The 16,089-nt window shown below is 64.6% G+C and carries 17 protein-coding genes; 10 read left to right on the top strand and 7 right to left on the bottom strand.

Annotation, left to right across the window (positions count from 1 at the left end):
* The first annotated feature begins 11 nt into the window (after nucleotides 1-11).
* Genes OQZ28_RS07120 through OQZ28_RS07110 form a run of 3 tightly spaced genes read left to right on the top strand, consistent with a single transcriptional unit; the run spans nucleotide 12 to nucleotide 4,149 of the window.
* On the top strand, nucleotides 12-1,340 hold the full coding sequence (locus OQZ28_RS07120; protein WP_458135622.1) for a c-type cytochrome: 1,329 nt from the start codon (nucleotides 12-14) through the stop codon (nucleotides 1,338-1,340).
* Nucleotides 1,341-1,361: 21 nt separating this feature from the next.
* Complete coding sequence (locus tag OQZ28_RS07115; RefSeq protein ID WP_061271735.1) at nucleotides 1,362-1,835, top strand: (2Fe-2S)-binding protein; 474 nt, start codon at nucleotides 1,362-1,364, stop codon at nucleotides 1,833-1,835.
* Nucleotides 1,828-4,149: a molybdopterin cofactor-binding domain-containing protein gene (locus tag OQZ28_RS07110; RefSeq protein WP_458135621.1), complete on the top strand. Its 2,322-nt coding sequence runs from the start codon at nucleotides 1,828-1,830 to the stop codon at nucleotides 4,147-4,149. Before OQZ28_RS07115 ends, OQZ28_RS07110 begins: the two co-directional genes overlap by 8 nt.
* A 77-nt stretch (nucleotides 4,150-4,226) precedes the next feature.
* On the opposite strand, the gene OQZ28_RS07105 is transcribed toward OQZ28_RS07110, so the two are convergent.
* Complete coding sequence (locus tag OQZ28_RS07105) at nucleotides 4,227-4,712, bottom strand: DUF3429 domain-containing protein (protein WP_130730970.1); 486 nt, start codon at nucleotides 4,710-4,712, stop codon at nucleotides 4,227-4,229.
* Between the two features lie 139 nt (nucleotides 4,713-4,851).
* Here OQZ28_RS07105 and eno point away from each other — a divergent pair, with 139 nt between their 5' ends.
* A complete protein-coding gene (gene eno / locus OQZ28_RS07100; protein ID WP_130730971.1) occupies nucleotides 4,852-6,132 on the top strand; it encodes a phosphopyruvate hydratase in 1,281 nt (426 codons plus the stop codon).
* Nucleotides 6,133-6,193: 61 nt separating this feature from the next.
* A complete protein-coding gene (locus OQZ28_RS07095; protein ID WP_130730972.1) occupies nucleotides 6,194-6,523 on the top strand; it encodes an FtsB family cell division protein in 330 nt (109 codons plus the stop codon).
* 81 nt (nucleotides 6,524-6,604) lie between these two features.
* Here the strand turns inward: OQZ28_RS07095 and rpmG are convergent, their stop codons facing one another.
* The gene (rpmG, locus tag OQZ28_RS07090; protein ID WP_007400522.1) at nucleotides 6,605-6,772 is read right to left on the bottom strand and encodes a 50S ribosomal protein L33; all 168 of its coding nucleotides are present in this window, start codon (nucleotides 6,770-6,772) and stop codon (nucleotides 6,605-6,607) included.
* Nucleotides 6,773-6,932: 160 nt separating this feature from the next.
* On the opposite strand from rpmG, the gene OQZ28_RS07085 reads away from it, so the two are divergent.
* Nucleotides 6,933-8,141 carry a molybdopterin molybdotransferase MoeA gene (locus OQZ28_RS07085; protein WP_458135620.1) on the top strand — a complete coding sequence of 403 codons (1,209 nt, stop codon included), beginning with the start codon at nucleotides 6,933-6,935 and terminating at the stop codon, nucleotides 8,139-8,141.
* Between the two features lie 117 nt (nucleotides 8,142-8,258).
* Complete coding sequence (lexA, locus tag OQZ28_RS07080; RefSeq protein WP_130730974.1) at nucleotides 8,259-8,930, top strand: transcriptional repressor LexA; 672 nt, start codon at nucleotides 8,259-8,261, stop codon at nucleotides 8,928-8,930.
* A 63-nt stretch (nucleotides 8,931-8,993) separates the two neighbouring features.
* Here the strand turns inward: lexA and bioD are convergent, their stop codons facing one another.
* The 3 genes from bioD to OQZ28_RS07065 are packed head-to-tail and all read right to left on the bottom strand — an operon-like array spanning nucleotide 8,994 to nucleotide 12,228.
* A complete protein-coding gene (gene bioD / locus OQZ28_RS07075; RefSeq protein ID WP_458135619.1) occupies nucleotides 8,994-10,391 on the bottom strand; it encodes a dethiobiotin synthase in 1,398 nt (465 codons plus the stop codon).
* Nucleotides 10,388-11,038 (bottom strand): alpha/beta fold hydrolase, encoded by a 651-nt coding sequence (locus OQZ28_RS07070; RefSeq protein ID WP_458135618.1) that lies wholly within the window; start codon nucleotides 11,036-11,038, stop codon nucleotides 10,388-10,390. The genes bioD and OQZ28_RS07070 overlap by 4 nt, the downstream gene beginning before the upstream one ends.
* Nucleotides 11,035-12,228: an aminotransferase class I/II-fold pyridoxal phosphate-dependent enzyme gene (locus tag OQZ28_RS07065; protein WP_458135617.1), complete on the bottom strand. Its 1,194-nt coding sequence runs from the start codon at nucleotides 12,226-12,228 to the stop codon at nucleotides 11,035-11,037. The genes OQZ28_RS07070 and OQZ28_RS07065 overlap by 4 nt, the downstream gene beginning before the upstream one ends.
* A 61-nt stretch (nucleotides 12,229-12,289) precedes the next feature.
* On the opposite strand from OQZ28_RS07065, the gene OQZ28_RS07060 reads away from it, so the two are divergent.
* Entirely contained in the window at nucleotides 12,290-13,567 is a 1,278-nt protein-coding gene (locus OQZ28_RS07060) for an adenosylmethionine--8-amino-7-oxononanoate transaminase (RefSeq protein ID WP_458135756.1), read from the top strand.
* A 31-nt stretch (nucleotides 13,568-13,598) separates the two neighbouring features.
* Nucleotides 13,599-13,856, top strand: coding sequence for a hypothetical protein (locus OQZ28_RS07055; RefSeq protein ID WP_130730978.1), 258 nt, complete (start codon nucleotides 13,599-13,601; stop codon nucleotides 13,854-13,856).
* A 45-nt stretch (nucleotides 13,857-13,901) separates the two neighbouring features.
* Here the strand turns inward: OQZ28_RS07055 and OQZ28_RS07050 are convergent, their stop codons facing one another.
* Nucleotides 13,902-14,462 carry a DUF4167 domain-containing protein gene (locus OQZ28_RS07050; protein ID WP_458135755.1) on the bottom strand — a complete coding sequence of 187 codons (561 nt, stop codon included), beginning with the start codon at nucleotides 14,460-14,462 and terminating at the stop codon, nucleotides 13,902-13,904.
* A gap of 268 nt (nucleotides 14,463-14,730) precedes the next feature.
* Entirely contained in the window at nucleotides 14,731-15,594 is an 864-nt protein-coding gene (gene prmC, locus OQZ28_RS07045; RefSeq protein WP_458135616.1) for a peptide chain release factor N(5)-glutamine methyltransferase, read from the bottom strand.
* Between the two features lie 30 nt (nucleotides 15,595-15,624).
* On the opposite strand from prmC, the gene OQZ28_RS07040 reads away from it, so the two are divergent.
* Nucleotides 15,625-16,086, top strand: coding sequence for a hypothetical protein (locus OQZ28_RS07040; RefSeq protein ID WP_130730980.1), 462 nt, complete (start codon nucleotides 15,625-15,627; stop codon nucleotides 16,084-16,086).
* Nucleotides 16,087-16,089: the final 3 nt, after the last annotated feature.

Below are 16,089 nucleotides of genomic sequence, written 5' to 3'. Positions count from 1 at the left end.
GCGAGAACATCGTGATTAAACGTATTGCAGCAGCGATTGTGGGGATCGGTGTCGCCGGTGGCGTCGGGTTCCTGGCCTATGCATGGTATCCGGCCATTGCGCCGGTTGCACCGCCTCCTCCCTCCACCTTCACCGCCGCCCAGATCGAGCACGGGCGCGTGCTGGCCGCTGGCGGCTACTGCGCGGAGTGCCATACCCGCACCGATGGCGTGCGCGGCGTCGAGCTTGCAGGTGACTACAAGATGGACACGCCCTTTGGCGCCATCTTCTCCTCCAACATCACGCCTGACCCCGAGACGGGCATCGGCCGCTGGTCGGAGGCCGCCTTCAAGCGCGCCATGCGCAAGGGCATCTCGCGTGACGGCACGCAGCTCTTCCCCGCCTTCCCGTTCGATCATTTCACGCACATGACGGATGAGGACATCGACGCGGTCTACGCCTTCCTCATGACCCGCCAGCCGGTGCATTCGGTCAAGCGTGACAACACGGTGGGCTTCCCCTTCAACATCCGCCTCGAGCAGGCGGGCTGGAAACTCCTGTTCCTGCATGAAGGGCCGCTCAAGAACAACCCGAAGCAGGATGCCGAGTGGAACCGTGGCGCGTACTTCGCCGAAGGCCTGAGCCACTGCTCGGCATGCCACACGCCGCGTAACCTGATGGGTGCCGAGAAGGCCAGCGCGCCCTATGATGGCGCCCCGGTTGATAACTGGATCGCGCCCCCGCTCAATGATCACAACCCGACCCCGGTCGTCTGGACCGAGGACGAGTATTTCAAATACCTGCGCTTTGGTTCCGCCCCGCTGCACGGCAGTGCCGCCGGCCCGATGTCGCCGGTGGTGCATGGCGGCCTGAGCGAGATGCCTGAATCCGACGTGCATGCCATCGCGCATTACCTGGCCGAGATCGACCATTCCGCCACCCGCGTCAGCCAAGACCCCAAGGCCATTGCCTGGGCCATGAAGGCCTCGATGAAGGATCTGGTCGGCCCGCAGGTCAACCCGAACGCCAAGCTCTATGCCGGCGCCTGTGCCGCGTGCCACGCCAATGCAGGCCCGCAGCCGGTTGAAGGCCGCCCCGACCTCGCGCTGAACAATGCGCTGTGGCTGGATGAGCCGACCAACCTGTTCCAGGTCATCCTGCGCGGGATTGGCACGACGGAAGGCATTTCCACGGTGTCCATGCCCAGTTTCTACCATTCCTTCTCGGATGCGGACCTGGCCCGGCTGGCAACCTACCTGCGTGCGACCCGCACGACCCTGCCGCCGTGGACCGATCTGGAAAAGAAGGCAGCCGACGTGCGCAAGACCCTGCCCGCGCCACCTGTCGCGTCGTCCCATTGAGCTGAAAGACGGAGCTAGAACATGACGACCTTTCGCCTCAATGGACGGGACGTAACCGTTGACGTGCCGGATGATACCCCCTTGCTGTGGGTCATCCGTGACGAAGTAGGCCTGACCGGCACCAAATTCGGCTGCGGCATCGGCATGTGTGGTGCGTGCACCATCCATATCGGTGGCCGGGCCACCCGCTCGTGCGTGACGCCAGTCAGCGCGGCAGAAGGTGCCGACATCACCACGATCGAAGGCATCGACCCCGAGGGTAACCACCCCGTGCAGCAGGCCTGGCGCGAGATCCAGGTACCGCAATGCGGCTACTGCCAGTCCGGGCAGATCATGCAGGCGGTAAGCCTGCTGAAGGATTACCCCTCTCCCACGGATGAGGAAATCGATGCCGTCATGGCGGGCAGCCTGTGCCGGTGCATGACCTACATTCGCATTCGTGAGGCCATCAAGAAGGCCGCGGCCAACGCACGCGGAGATGCATCAAATGGGTAGATTAAACCGCTTCCGCCTGGGCAAGGACGGACGCCGCGAACAGAGCACCCTGTCGCGTCGCGGCTTTCTTGTCACCTCGCTGGGTGCCGGGGTCATGTTCGGCTTCGCGCGCCCGGCCTCGGCCAACCAGATTTTCCCGCTAGACAAGGCGCTGCCCGGCAATGGCGCGTTCGAGCCGACCATCTGGTGCTCGATTGCGCCCGATGGCGAAATCACGGTCAACATCATCCGCGCGGAAATGGGCCAGCATATCGGCACGGCGCTTGCCCGCATCATCGCGGACGAGATGGAAGCCGACTGGAGCAAGGTCCGCATCAACTACGTGGACACCGATCCCAAATGGGGCCTGATGGTGACCGGCGGCAGCTGGTCGGTATGGATGACGTGGGATGTGTTCCGCCAGGCTGGCGCCGCGACCCGCACCGCGCTGGTCGAGGAAGCCGCCCGCCTGCTTGGCACGACACCCGACAAGTGCACGGTCGCCAATGGCATCGTGACGGCTGGCACCAAGCAGATCAGCTTTGGCGATATCGTGGCCAAGGGCCATCCGTCGCATTCCTTCACGCCCGAGGAAATGGCCAAGCTGCCGCTCAAGCCCGCGAGCGAACGCCGCCTGATCGGCAATGCCGAGATCAAGGCGCTGGACATTCCGGCCAAGACCAACGGCACCGCCATCTACGGCATCGACGTCAAGGTGGAGGGCATGGTCTATGCCCGCCCCAAGATGCCGCCCACCCGCTATGGCTCGAAGGTGCGCTCCGTTGATGATGCGGACGCCAAGAAGATCAAGGGCTACGAGCGCTACCTGATCATCGAGGATCCGTCCGAGGTGGTGCAGGGCTGGGTCGTGGTGCTGGCCAAGACCTACAGCGCCGCCATCCGCGCGGCAGATGCGCTGAAGGTCGAGTGGACACCGGGCGAGACCATCCACACATCCGAGGCCGACATCCAGGACCGTGGCCGCGAGCTGATCAAGAACAAGGATGGCGGCGTCTACATCTTCAATGATGATGGCGTGGACCAGGCCTTCAGTGGCGCGCATACGGTCATGGAGCAGGAATATACCTGTGCATCCGTGCTGCACTACCAGCTGGAGCCGACCAATGCCGTCGCCTTCGAGAAGGACGGCGTGTACGAGATCCATGCCGGCAACCAGTGGCAGAGCCTGATCCTGCCCACGCTGGCCAAGGCGCTGCAGGTGCCCGAGAGCAAGGTGATCCTGCGCAGCTACCTGCTTGGCGGGGGCTTTGGCCGCCGCCTCAACGGTGACTACATGATCCCCGCCGCCCTTGCGTCAAAGGCGCTTGGCGGCAAGCCGGTCAAGCTGATCCTGACGCGCTCGGACGACATGCAGTTCGATTCCTTCCGCTCGCCTTCCGTCCAGCGCGTGCGCATGGCGTTTGATGGCAGCGACAGGATCACGGGCATGGACTATCAGGCCGCCGCAGGCTGGCCCACGGGTGTCATGGCCGAAGCCTTCATGGAAAAGGGCGTGGACGGCAAGCCTTATGACCAGTTCGCCATCGCCGGTGGCGATCACTGGTACGAGGTTGGCGCCTTCCGGGTGCGCGCGCTGCGCAATGACCTGGCGGAAAAGACCTTCCGCCCGGGCTGGCTGCGTTCGGTCAGCCCCGGCTGGACCAGCTGGGGGGTCGAGTGCTTCCTCGATGAGGTCGCGCACCGCCAGAAAAAAGACCCCGCCCAGTTCCGCCTTGACCTGCTGACCGCACAGGGCCGCAACAAGGGCGAGGCGCCGGATTCCGTGGGTGGCGCGCTGCGTCAGGCCGCTGTTGTCCGTCGCCTGATGGAGAAGTCGAACTGGGGCAAGACCACCCTACCCAAGGATACCGCACTCGGCCTTGCCACCACGGCAGGGCAGGAACGCGGCATGCCGACCTGGATCGGCTGCGTGGCACAGGTGCATGTCGACCGTAGCACCGGCGTGGTCACGTGCCAGAAGCTGACCATCGTGGTTGATGCGGGCACCGTGGTCGACCCTGATGGCGCCAAGGCCCAGACCGAGGGTGCAGCGCTGTGGGGCCTGAGCATGGTCCTGTTCGAGAACACGGAAATCGTGAACGGCCTGCCCGTGGACCGGAACCTGAACACCTATACCCCGCTGCGTATTGCCGATACGCCGGAGATGGACATCGAGTTCCTGCCCAGCACCGAAAAGCCCATGGGCCTTGGTGAACCCGGCACGACGGTGGTGGGGCCTGCCATTGGCAACGCCATCTTCAACGCCGTGGGCGTGCGCCTGCGCCATATGCCGGTGCGCCCGGCCGATGTGCTGCGCGGTTTGCAGGGAAGCTGATCCCGCGCATCCTGATGCACTGAAAAAGCCCGGCATGCGCCTTGCATGCCGGGCTTTTTCATGGCCTGCGCATTCCTTCAGCTACCGGGGCGCATGCCCATGCACGCTGCCAGGATCGCCACGAAGCATAACTCCGCCAGGCAGATGACAAACCACTGCACCGTCATGTAGCCCCGTGGCATGGCGCCACGCCGCCAGGCCATGCGTTCCACCACGACTGTTGCGGCAAAGCCCGCGATCAGCGTCATGAGCCCGGCAAGTTCCTGCACGGTGGCGGCGCACAGCCCGATCCAGCCAACAAAGGCCGGCAGGCCGCCGAGCGCAAGCCGCAGGTTGGTCAGACGCTGCGTGCCGCCTGCGGGTATGATGTCAGGCTGCTCCAGCGCCAGCCCCCAGTGCACCGCGCCGAGGAAGGACAGCATCACCGCGCCATAGCCCACGGCGGCGGTGAGCAGGCGTGGCGTATGGTCGGGCGAAAGGAACAGGATTGCACAGGTGCAGCCAAACAGTGGCAGCAGGCTGGCCAGGGCAGTGACGATGGCAAGCAGCGGCAGGCGTTTCACGGCGGGGTCTCCTAATATCTTGTGCTGGGTTGCATACCCTACTCTGGCGTGATGCGTTGCATCTGTTATCGTGAGGGAGGATATGCATGCCGGTGGCATGCGGCATCCCCATAATGTCAAATCTGAGGAAACAGATACCATGAGCGCCATTATCGATATCATCGCCCGCGAAATCCTCGACAGCCGGGGCAATCCCACCATCGAGGTGGATGTTGAACTGGCATCGGGCGCCAAGGGCCGCGCTGCCGTGCCGTCAGGTGCCTCCACCGGCGCGCATGAGGCCGTGGAACTGCGTGATGGCGACCCCAAGCGCTACGGCGGCAAGGGTGTGCTCAAGGCTGCGGCCAATGTCGAAGGCGAAATCCTTGAAGCGCTGCAGGGCGTGGAATCAACCGATCAGGTCGCCATTGACGAGGCGATGATCGACCTTGATGGCACCCCCAACAAGGCCCGGCTGGGTGCAAACGCCATCCTTGGCGTGTCGCTCGCGGTGGCCAAGGCCTCGGCGGAAGAACTGCAGACCCCGCTCTACCGCTACGTGGGCGGCGTTTACGCGCGCACCCTGCCCGTGCCGATGATGAACATCATCAATGGCGGCCAGCATGCCGATAACCCGATCGACATCCAGGAATTCATGATCCAGCCCGTGGGCGCCCCCACGGTCACGGATGCCATCCGCATGGGGTCCGAAATCTTTGCCCAGCTCAAGAAGAGCCTGTCAGGGGCTGGTTACAATACCAACGTCGGCGATGAAGGCGGGTTTGCCCCGGCGCTGAAATCAGCCGATGAAGCCCTTGGCTTCATGATGCGCGCGGTCGAGGCGGCAGGCTACAAGCCGGGTGATGACGTGACCTTCGCCCTCGATTGCGCGGCCACCGAGTTCTATAAAAATGGCCGCTACGAACTGGCGGGCGAGGACAAGAGCCTCGATGCCGCTGGCATGATTGCCTATCTGGCCGATCTTTCCGCCCGCTACCCCATCATCTCCATCGAGGATGGCCTGGCGGAAGACGACTGGGAAGGCTGGGCCGAACTGACCGCCAATCTGGGCCACAAGCTGCAACTGGTGGGTGATGACCTGTTCGTGACCAATCCCGACCGCCTGCGCCGGGGCATCAAGGCGGGTGTTGCCAACTCCCTGCTGGTCAAGGTCAACCAGATCGGCACGCTGAGCGAAACGCTCGAAGCGGTGCAGATGGCCCAGCATGCGGGCTATACGGCCGTGATGAGCCACCGCTCGGGCGAGACGGAAGACAGCACCATCGCCGACCTGGCCGTGGCGACCAATTGCGGGCAGATCAAGACCGGCTCGCTGTCGCGCTCGGACCGCACGGCAAAATACAACCAGCTGATCCGGATCGAGAACGAACTGGCCACGGCGGCACGCTATGCCGGGCGCACGATTCTCAAGAACGGGTGACACGCCGGCCCGGACGGGTTAAGCCCGTCCGGCTTCAAGGGATGCGAAAAGGGGTGATGGAATGCAGGTAGTCAAGATCGCGAAGCGTGTGATGCGCGCGACCATTCCCCCTGCCCTGTTCATCGCGCTGACGGGTTATTTTGGCTGGAACGTCATGCGCGGCGAGCATGGGCTGCACAGCTACGCCACGCAGTTGCACCTGCTTGATGAAGCACGTTCGGCCCAGAAGGACGCCACGGCCGAGCAGGAAGTGTGGCTGCGCCGCGTGCGTGGCCTCAAGGAAGGCGCGCTCGACACCGACCTGCTCGATGAACGCGCCCGCTCCATGCAGAACCTCGCGCGCCCGGATGAGATTGTCGTGCCCTACGCGGAGCATGACCATCTGTACTGAGAGGCCCCGGCACGCGGCAGATACAAAAAAACCCCGGCGGAAAACCTGCCGGGGTTTTTTTCATCTCCGCAAATCGGGAGATTATTTGATCTTCGCTTCGCGGAAGGCCACGTGCTTGCGCGCGACGGGGTCGTATTTCCGCAGTTCCATCTTGCCGGTCTGGGCGCGGGCGTTCTTCTTGGTCACATAGAAGTAGCCCGTGTCCGCCGTGGAGACGAGTTTGATCTGAATGGTGTTGCTCTTGGCCATGATATCCTCAGCACTGCTCCGCCGCTGCTGGAACACTCAGGTGCAGCAGTGGTTCAAGTTGGCGGAAAATGCGCATACACAAGGCTCAGGTCAAGCACCTTGACCGATATTTCTGCTGGAATCGCCCCAGAATGGCAAAAAAAATGGAGTGCCGTGCCCGATGTTGAGTGTAGCGCAAGCGCGTGAGCGGATTCTGGAGGGGGTTTTCCCCCTCCCAGCCGAGGTCGTGGCCCTGACCGATGCCTGTGGGCGCGTCAGTGCCGCCCCCATCACGGCGGGGCTGTCCAACCCGCCAGCCGATGTCTCGTCCATGGATGGCTATGCCGTGCGCGCGGCGGACCTTTCGGCTGGCGGTGCAACGCTTGCCTGCATTGCCGAGGCCCCTGCGGGCCATCCCCTTACCGGGACGGTCGGCCCCGGGCAGTGCGTGCGGATATTTACCGGCAGCGTCATGCCCGCCGGCACCGATGCCGTGCTGATACAGGAGAATGCGCAGCGCGAGGGCAGCAGCGTGCATACCACCCACACGCTGGCGCCGGGCACCTATGTGCGCCGCAAGGGGCAGGATTTTGCAGCGGAGCAGGTGCTTGTGCCCCCAGGCCGCAGGCTTTCGGCACGCGATGTGGGCCTGGCGGCGGCGGCCAACAATGCGTGGGTACAGGTCACCCGCCGCCCCCGCGTGGCCATTGCCGCCACCGGCGATGAACTGCTGCTGCCCGGCAGCCCGATTGGCGCAGGCCAGATTGCCAATTCCAACACGCCCATGCTGGCTGCCCTGCTGCGCGCCGTGGGCGCCGAGCCGGTCATGCTGCCGGTGCTGCGCGATGACATGACCGATGTGGCGACGCTGGAGCGCATGGTTGATGGCGTGGACATGCTGCTGACCGCAGGCGGTGCCAGCGTGGGCAGCCACGACCTGGTGCGCCGCGGGCTGGAACAGGTGGGGCTGAAAACCGATTTCTGGAAGATTGCCATGCGGCCGGGCCGCCCGCTGATGTCGGGCCATCTGGGCCGCCTGCCCTTTATCGGCCTGCCGGGCAACCCGGTTGCGGCTTTCGTGTGTTCCATCGTATTCGTGCTGCCCGCCCTGCGGCGCATGGCCGGGCTGGCGCAATCCGTCGAGCCGCCGGTTCACGCCATTCTGGGCTGCGACGTGCCGGAAAACGACCAGCGCATGGACCACCTGCGCGCAACGCTTGCGCATGACGGACAGGGCCGCCTGGTGGCAACGCCCTTCCCCATGCAGGATTCGGCCATGCTGCACGTGCTGGCGCAAAGCCAGGCGCTGGTGCTGCGCGCGCCCCATGCGCCAGCCGCACAAAAGGGCGATGCCTGCGAGGTGATCCGTATCGATCACGTCTTTGCATAGGCCGGAATGCCGGTTGACGCGGCAGGGGGAACCAATATAGAACATGGAACAGGTTTTTGATTTGTTCCATGGCGTTCGCGCATTGGCGGCGCTGCTCACGGCAAAAGGACATGTGGCATGCTCACCAGGAAACAACATGAGCTTTTGCTGTTTATCGATGGCCACCTGCGCCGGACGGGCTTTTCACCCTCCTTCGATGAAATGAAGGATGCGCTCGGCCTGCGCTCCAAGTCTGGCATCCATCGCCTCATTTCGGCGCTGGAGGAGCGTGGGTTCCTGCACCGCAGGCATCATCGGGCCCGCGCGCTCGAGATCCTGCGCCTGCCCGATATCGATCCGCCGCCGCCCCGCCCTGCCGATTCGCCCCACCCCGCGCCAGACCTGCCTGCGCCTGAACAGATCGCAGCCGTAATGGACGTGCCCTTCGTGGGGCGCATTGCCGCGGGCAATCCCATCGAGGCCATCACCCCCGAGACCACCCGCATCACCGTGCCCGCCGACATGCTGGGCAAGGCCAGCCATTACGCACTGGAGGTAACGGGCAACTCGATGGAGGAAGCGGGCATTCTGGATGGTGACATGGTCATCATCCGTGAGCAGAACCACGCAAGCGATGGGGAAATCGTGGTGGCGCTGATTGATGGCGATGAGGTGACCCTCAAGCGCATCCGCCATCAGGGCAGGGAAATTGCGCTGATCCCGGCCAATAGCGCGTATGAAACCCGGGTTTTTCCGGCAGAACGTGTGTACATACAGGGCACGCTGGCTGGCCTGATCCGGCGCTATTAGCGGTTAGCGCACTGCCAGCCACCCCGTTTCCGGGTGCCGCCCCGTTTCAAAAAGGCGGCGTATTCATGCCTGCATAATGTCATGCCACGGGGGCAGCAGGGCTGCGAGTTGCCCCACCGCTTCCGGCCCCATGGGCGTCATGGGCGGGAACTGCGCCAGAATGCGCACCTGCCCGTGGCGCATGATGGCATCGCGCCCCACAGGTTCGGGCGGCCCGTTCAGGATCACGCCTGCCACATGCAGGCCCCGTGCCCGCAGGGCGGCAAGGCTGAGCAGCGTGTGGTTGATCGTGCCCAGCGTGCTGCGCGCGACCAGCACCACCGGCAGCGCCAGCCGCGCCATCAGGTCGACCATCAGGTAATCAGGCGCAATCGGAACAAACACGCCCCCTGCCCCTTCCACCACGACCGGGCCTGCCGCAGGGTCGTGATGCGGCACGGCGATACGGGCCGGGTCGATGCTGGCATGGGCCTGCCGCGCTGCATCCTCAGGCGAGAGCGAGGCCCCGAAACTTGCTGCGGGCGGATAGAGCCGCGTGGCATCAATCCCCGCCAAGTGGCGCAGGCTCGTGCTGTCGGATGGCGTATCATCCGTGCCGCTTTGCAGGGGCTTCCAGTAAGCCGCGTTCCAGGCCCGCACCAGGGCGGCGGAGGCGACGGTCTTGCCCACATCCGTATCCGTACCGGTCACGAACACACCGGGCCATGGCGCACGATGGAACTGCCCGTACGCCACACGGTACGACATGGCAAAAGGCGCATCCCCAGCGCCTGCCGCAGCCAGTACGCGCTGCAGGCCATCCGTGCGGGGGCTATCCGTATGGGTCGCGCCAATCGCACGGAGTTCGCGCACGAAGGCCAGTGGGGACGCTGGCGTATCGATGATTTCAGTATCTTGCCACAGGCCCGCGCCACAACCGGGCCATTCGGCCTGCAACGTGGCGCAGGGTGGGTAATCCATCATGGGGCATGTCACGCCTACGGCGTCATACGCCGCCCGCCATTGGCGAAAGCTGCCCGCGCACAGGGTTGCCAGCGCCATGTGCCCCCCCGGCGCCAGCAGGCGGGCCAGTACGGCGAGTGTCGCCTTGCGGTTGGCAAACCACTGCATGGCCAGGCTGGAGCAGATCAGGTCGAACGGGCCGGTCAGGTCTGGCGCTTCGCCATCCATGCGGTGCAGCACAAGTTGCCCGTCATCAGGCATGCCCCGGGCCAGGCGTTGCAGCATGCCCGGCGCAATATCAGTGGCGGTGATGTGGGCATGGGGAAACAGGCGGCGCAGTTCACGGGTCAGGAAGCCGGTGCCACAGCCAATTTCCAGAATACGGCGCGGGGCATGAGGGTGCATGCCAGTTGCAATGCGCCGGGCCAGTTCGGTAGCGGCTATGCGCTGGATGCGGGCCGCCTGCTCGTAGTGCCGCGCCATATCGAAACGGGCGGCAATGCTGTCCTTGCGCGTCATGATGGCATCATCCGTCTGGCCATGGTGGTGATGGCATCCGCGCAGGCCGTGGCATGCGTGAGCGGAAGCAGATGGCCGCCTTCCAGCCATTGCAGGGAGCGGGCAGGAAAACAGGCCTCGGTCAGCGCGGGGGGCGCAATGGCATCCTGCGTGCCCGCCATGACATGAACCGGGCATATCGTGCGGTTGAGGTCAGCCCGGCAATCCATGTCCATCAGGGCCTCGAGCCCGGTTTCAAGCCGGTCGCGCTGGATCGGTTCAGGCACTGGCTCATCAATGCCCGCGCGCAGGCGGAAGCTGTGCAGCAATCCCTGCGGCGCACGCAGCAGCCCCTGGCGCATGCGTTCAATCACGCGCCGGCCGATCCCGGCTGGAAAGTCCGGTCCGGCCCCGAACCGGCTGAAGCCGTTTATAAGGATCAGCCCCCGGCACAGCGGTCCATGGTGGCGCAGAAGCCATAACGTGCCCAGTGAGTGCCCGACTCCGATATAGGGCTCCTGTGGCAGTTCCATATGGGCGTGGGGAGCAAAGAAGCCGAAGTCGAGGCCACGCGTCCGTGCCATGCCAAGGGCCGCGCGGGTCGCGGCCCAGAAGGTCGGGTCGAACGCCCAGCCATGCACGAAGGCTACAGGCGAGGTGGCGCTCATGCCGCACTCTGTTGCAGGGCCAGCGGAATGGCGGTGGCAAGCTGGTCGATCATGGCATCGGTATGGGCCGCACTCAGCGCAAGCCGGATGCGGCTGCCATTGGGCGGCACCGTGGGCGGGCGTATGGCGGCGGCAAGCAGGCCCTGCGCCTCAAGGCTTGCGGCAAAGCGCAGCGCACGGGCGGCATCACCGAGCATGATCGGCACGATCTGCGTGGTCGAGGGTTCGGGCGACAGGCCGCAACGGCGCACCACATCGCGGATATGGGCGGCATTGCGGGCCAGGCGGGCACGCTCTGCATCCAGATGGGGCACGCATTCAAGGGCTGCATCCATCGCGCCAAGCATGGCAGGTGGCGGGGCGGTGGTGAACACGAAGCCCGAGCAGGCATTGACCAGCCAATCACACAACGCGCGCGAGCCGGTTACGAACGCGCCAAACCCGCCCAGCGCCTTGCTGAACGTGCCCATGACCAGATCGATCTCATGCCCCGCGCACAGGCCACGCCCCTGCGGGCCGAGCACGCCGGTGGCATGGGCTTCATCCACGTAGGTGAAAGCGCCGTGTTCCCGCGCCAGTGCGCCAAGGCGGGCGATGTCGGTGCGGTCGCCATCCATGCTGAACACGCTTTCCGTCACGATGACCCGCAGGCCCGGATCATTGGCGTGGCGCAGCAGCAGGCTTTCCAGATGGTCAAGGTCGTTGTGCCGAAAGCGGATCTGCCGCACGCCCGCCGCCATGCAGCCGTGGTGCAGGCTGGCATGGTTCAGCCGGTCGGCAAATACCAGCGGGGGGGCGCCCTGCTCGCCTGCCAGCCGCAATATGGCCGCCAGCACCGATGCATTGGCCTGCCACCCGCTGGCCAGCAGCAGTGCCGCCTCGGCGCCCTTGAAGGCGGCGAGGCGCGTTTCCACCGCCATGTGCCGCGCAGTGGTGCCGGTCACCAGCCGCGAGGCGCCTGCACCTGTTCCATCCTCATGCAGCCACTGCGCCGCACGGGCGGCGAGGGCCGGGTGATGTGACAGGCCGAGGTAATCATTGGATGAGAAATTGACCAGTGCACGCCCGTCACGGATAACGGTGACCGGCCCGCTATGGCGCACGGGGCGCAGCACGCGACGGATATGGCGCTGCGCCATCTGGTCGAGCGCGGTCTGGAAAAGGGTGTCAAAACAGGCCATGAAGCGCATTCTCCTGCCGGAGCCTGCCGCCCCGGTCAATCCCGCCAATGCAATATCACGGAGACAGCGCATGTGTGGACCTGAATGGCTGGAGCGAGGCATGCAGCATGTCTGGCTACCCTACGCGCAGATGCAGACCGCCCTGCCCCCGCTGCCCGCCACGCGCACGCAGGGCTGCACCATCACGCTGGCCGATGGCACGGAACTGCTGGATGGCATCGCCTCGTGGTGGACCGCCTGCCACGGCTACAACCACCCCCATATCCGCCACGCGGTGGCGGCCCAGCTTGAGCGCATGCCCCATGTCATGTTTGGCGGCCTGGTCAATGAACCGGCCCTGACGCTGGCAGGCCGCCTTGCCGCCCTGCTGCCCGGCGACCTGGAGCGGGTATTCTTTACGGATTCCGGCTCGGTCGCGGTCGAGGTGGCCATGAAGATGGCCATCCAGTACTGGCTCAACCGGGGCCAGACCGGGCGCACGAAGCTGCTGGCCTTTCGCGGCGGCTACCATGGCGATACCATCGCCACCATGGCCGTGTGCGACCCGGAGGAAGGCATGCACAGCCTTTATAACAGTGCGCTGCCCACGCATTTTATCGCCGACCTGCCGGTCGATGCCGCAAGCACCGCAGCCCTTGATGCCCTGCTGGCACAAAACGCAGGCAGCATTGCCGCCATCATTACCGAACCCCTGGCGCAGGGCGCAGGCGGCATGCTGTTCCATGCCCCCGAAGTGCTGCGCACCCTGCGCACCCTGGCCGACCGCCATGGCGTGCTGCTGATCCTTGATGAGATCTTTACCGGCTTTGGCCGCACCGGCACGATGTTCGCCTGCGAGCAGGCCGGAATCGTGCCTGATATCATCACGCTTTCAAAGGCATTGACCGGAGGCACGATGGCGCTGGCCGCCACTGTTGCGCGCAGGCATGTATTCGAGGCCTTCCTGTCCGATGATCCCTTGCATGCACTCATGCATGGGCCGACCTTCATGGCCAATGCCCTGGCCTGCGCCTGTGCCAATGCCTCGCTCGACCTGTTTGCAACCGAACCCCGCCTGCAGCAGGTGGCCCGTATTGAAGCGCAGCTGCGTGCCGGGCTCGAACCCTGCCGTGCCCTGCCCCATGTGGTTGACGTGCGTGTCATGGGGGCCATCGGCGTGGTGGAACTTGACCGCATACGTGACATGAATGCGCTCAAGACCGCCCTGATCGCGCAGGGCGTATGGGTACGTCCCTTCCGTAATATCGTTTACCTGACGCCTGCTTTCACCATCACGCCCGCCGAACTCAGCCATCTTTGTGCTGCAATCCATACGGTTCTGGGGGATATGCCGCCGGATCAGCGCTAGGCCATCAGGGACTGATCTGGTATGGAAGCATATGACTTTTTTTCAGCATAGATCCTGGCGCATGACAAATCATGACAGCAAGCGGCAGATCGTACTGAAGATCCTGTCGGATGGTCAGGCGCGTTCCGTCAAGGAAATTGGCGACCTGTTTCCCGAACTTGGCACCTATCATGCCCGCCTGGCGCTGCAGGCCCTGCGCAATCAGGGGCTGGTCACGGTGGAAGATGCGCCGGGGGCGAGCGATGGCCGCAAGCGCAAGGTCTGGCGGCTGGTCAAGCCAACCGCCTGAATGAAATGACCCCCGCAGCAGCGCTGGCGGGGGTCGGCCCGTTTGTCAGGACGGGGTGGATTCCAGTTCTTCCTTCTTGCCTGCGGCAGGCTTGGCGCGGCTGCTGCGGCGCGGCGCGCGGGGTGCGCGCGGCGCGGGAGCCGGTGCGGCTTCAGGGGCTGCGTCAATCGTGGGCTGGGGGGCTGTTTCCGCAGGCTCGATCACGGCCGGCTGCTCGGCTGCGGGCTCGGCGGGTTCCTCAGCGGCGTTCTCGCTGGGCTGGCGGTTCTCGACGGGGCGCGGCTGCCGGTTGGACATACGCTCCTGGCGTTCCTGCTGGCTCTGCTGGGCTGCCTGCGTCATGGCGTTGAGAATGCGGAAATAATGTTCGGCATGCTGGAAATAGGCTTCCGCCATGACGCGGTCGCCGCTACCGCTGGCGTCGCGGCCAAGCTGGAGGTATTTCTCAAACAGCTGCTGTGCCGTGCCCCGCACGCGCAGGTCCGGACCATTGCTGTCAAATACATGGTTGCGGTTCAACGGGATCTGGCCATTATTATGGCGTACGGTTCCGCCACTGCTGCCGCCCGAACGATGGTGACGGCTCCGCATGCGTTTCATGTTCATAAGCTGTCGCAGCACTTTCCTGTTGCCGGTCGCTGGCGCTGCCCTGGACCGTGGGGCGGTCTCTGCCCGTCCCGTCTGTTGCCATGTTGATTGTCCGGCACGACACCGGACGCGGATCCCTGCGCATGGCGGAACCTGTCAAGGGTTCGGGTCGCCTGTATTTCTGTTTTGCAATCGGGATCGCCCGCGGGGAATGGAACAGCAATCAACCCGCTTTTCGTTTTCCCTGCATTTTGGCAATATAACCTGCACGTTTCTTTCTGCCAAATTATTTTTTCACCACCAGTGCGCGCCCTATTCCGCCAAGATCGGGGCGTATTTCCACAATATCCAGTCCCGCCGCACGCATGAGTGCGGGCACGCTCTCATCCTGGCCAATGCCAAGCTCCAGCACGCCCAGCCCCCCCGGAGCCAGCAGGCATGGCAGGATCGTGGCCAGGGCACGGTAGGCGACAAGCCCGTCAGGCCCGCCATCAAGCGCGCGCGCGGGTTCATGGGCCACCACATCGGGCATGAGGGTGGCCAGATCGGCATGCGGAATATAGGGCGGGTTGCTCAGAACGAGGTCGAACGGCCCCTCAACCCCATCGGCCCAGTTGCAGCACAGCATATGACTGCGCGCGGCCAGTCCGTTGCGCGTGGCGTTGAGGGCGGCGAGCGCCACAGCCTGCGGGTTGAGGTCCGTGCCAATACCATGGGCGTGCGGGTATTGCGCGAGGGTGGCCAGAAGCAGGCAGCCCGTACCGGTGCCGATATCAAGCACGCGCAGCGGGGCGTTGCGGTCAGGCAGGTGGTCGAGCACGGCCTCGACAAGGGTTTCGGTGTCGGCACGGGGGATAAGGGTTGCGGGTGACACTGCAAGGTCGAGCGACCAGAACCCGGCCTGCCCGGTAATATAGGCCATGGGCTCGTAACGCAGGCGGCGGGCCAGCACCTGGGCGAATTGTGCCTGGGCAGCATCTGTCAGCCTGTCGATGCGGAGCAGGCCGGCAAGGTCGGTCCCGGCCGCGTGGGACGCAAGCAGGCGGGCCTCGCGCTGGGGGGCCTCGATGCCTGCGGCCTGCAATTGCTGCGTCGCATCACGCAACAGCTGGCGCAAATTTGTGGGCGCTGGTGTCATGGCATCTTTCATCACAGCTGCTTTCCGTCATACTGGGGCATCATGTACCTGCCTGCCCTTTCATCGCGCCTTGCGCGCATGCTCCTGGCCGCCATGCTGTGCGCTGGCGCTTCCCCTGCCCTTGCCGGGTCGTTCGATGTCAGGGACGACTACGGCATGGGGGAGATTTCGGAGGCCGAGCGGTTTTATGTCGATGAGCAGCTCGTCGCCACCTTTCAGCTTGACGCGAACCATACCAGCCAGACGGTCCATGTCGATACCGCGATGGGGCGCCTCAACCACAGCTACGCCCTGTGCGGGGAAATTTACATCCGCCGCCCCGGTGGCAAGATCGAGATCCATCAGGTCAGCGGCGAAGGCGTGCTGTATCATCCCGATGGCCACCATTTTGAGGCCATTGCCTCGCGCAATTTCACCGAATTCTATCTTGTCGATGAAGATGAGCCCGAAAGCGTCGAACGCCATCCCGGCCATAGCAGCCTGTGCGCCGCACCTACGTCCTGAACG

The sequence above is a fragment of the Komagataeibacter sp. NFXK3 genome (assembly GCF_054182245.1).
The sequence above is the reverse complement of the archived record's forward strand: the minus strand, read 5'-3'. Positions and strand labels throughout refer to the sequence as shown.